Raw genomic sequence first — 1510 nt, 5'->3', positions numbered from 1 at the left:
ATTCGATTCTCGATGAGAATCATAAATTCCACAAATCTTGTCCTGTCTGCAATCAAAGGATGATTCTGTTAGAAGAAGTTGACGAATTCAAAGTTCCGGATATTGTTTACATCAAATTTGGAAAGGATCCGCCTACGGAAGAACTATTTACAAGACTTGTCGCTTAACTTTGACTCAATTTTGGACTATTAAATTCCTTAGTGAGAAAAAACAGGCAGCAAGCCAAACTTAGCATAGGGCACAGCAGATAACAGCGCGGAAACGCTTCGCTTCGGGACTTCGCCCTCGCTTGGCCTGCGGCACATTCCTCTCCGTCACGCTTCTTGCTCCGCAAGAAGACGCGCCGACGCTAACGCCTGCCCTGCAGGCTCAGCTACGAGGAACGTCGTCTCCGCTAGTTCGTTATGCGAAATAAGAAATAATTTAACTAAATTCAAGGAAATTAAAATGAAAGGATCATTAATCACTAAAATAGGAATAGTTCTAGTTCTCTACGCTTGTTCTTCAGCTCCAAGAAATACAGAATTATGGACAGAACGGAATATATTTCCAGATGGTGACGATTGGGCTATCGAAAATAGCTTCCAATATTCAACTTTCGTAGAGGTTCTATCTAAGTTTAAGGAAGAGAAAGGTTATATCATTTATGATATCAAAGACGAAGCTATAGGTTTATATTACGTTGACTTCATTCATTACAACAGAATATTTTTACGAAATAACGCTAGATTGCAACTTTTAACATTAATAGATAAGTATCTCCAATGGGAAGAGCAAGCAAAAAAGAATATGGACACGTTGGAGAAAAATATTGGTAATGTTGAGACATATTGTTATTGGAATATAAAAAATGGTGAAATGTATAAATCACATAAAGCTAGTTTGAATGTTTCATTCCTCAGTCAAAATAAAAACCGACATCAACTTGTTCTTGTTTTTCCAACATATAATTCAACGAGCAATCAATTTATCACCCATAAACCAGAAACGTTATACCTAGAAAAAAATTCTGCGATAAATCTAAAAGATCTATTATCCGATAAATCAGTAAAAGAATCTATATCTAAAATCATAAAAAACCAAGAATCAAAAAAAGAAAAATACAATTAACAATTTCTTACTTCGCATAACAGCGCATTATCGCTGCGCTTCGGGACTGTCGCCCTCGCTAGGGCTACGCCACATTCCTCTCCGTCACGCTTTCTTGCTTCCGCAAAAAGCGCGCCGACGCTAACGCCTACTCCGTAGGCTCAGCTACGAGGAACGTCGATAATGCTAATTCGTTATACGACATAGCCTAAAAAATAAGCTTTAACATTAGAATTTGCGAAATAGGATGGGAAAAAACAATAATTGCGTAATCAACACATATTCAAGTTACAATTTCCTTTAACTTTCCGGAAAAAATTCAGAAATTTCTGATTGAAAGTGATTACACAATGTTACAACATTGTTACTACAGGCTAAATATGTTAAAAAAATTAGTACAACACGGGAACAGCTCCGCTTT

The 1510-nt window shown here is 36.9% G+C and carries 1 protein-coding gene; it reads left to right on the top strand.

Annotated features, from left to right (window positions below):
* Window positions 1–447 precede the first annotated feature (447 nt).
* Complete coding sequence (locus LEP1GSC199_RS13455; RefSeq protein WP_002984884.1) at window positions 448–1110, top strand: hypothetical protein; 663 nt, start codon at window positions 448–450, stop codon at window positions 1108–1110.
* The last annotated feature ends 400 nt before the right edge of the window (window positions 1111–1510 follow it).

The sequence above is a fragment of the Leptospira vanthielii serovar Holland str. Waz Holland = ATCC 700522 genome (genome assembly GCF_000332455.1).
GTDB classification, from domain to species: domain Bacteria; phylum Spirochaetota; class Leptospiria; order Leptospirales; family Leptospiraceae; genus Leptospira_A; species Leptospira_A vanthielii.
Note: the sequence above shows the minus strand (reverse complement) of the source record. Positions and strands in the feature narration are given on the sequence as shown.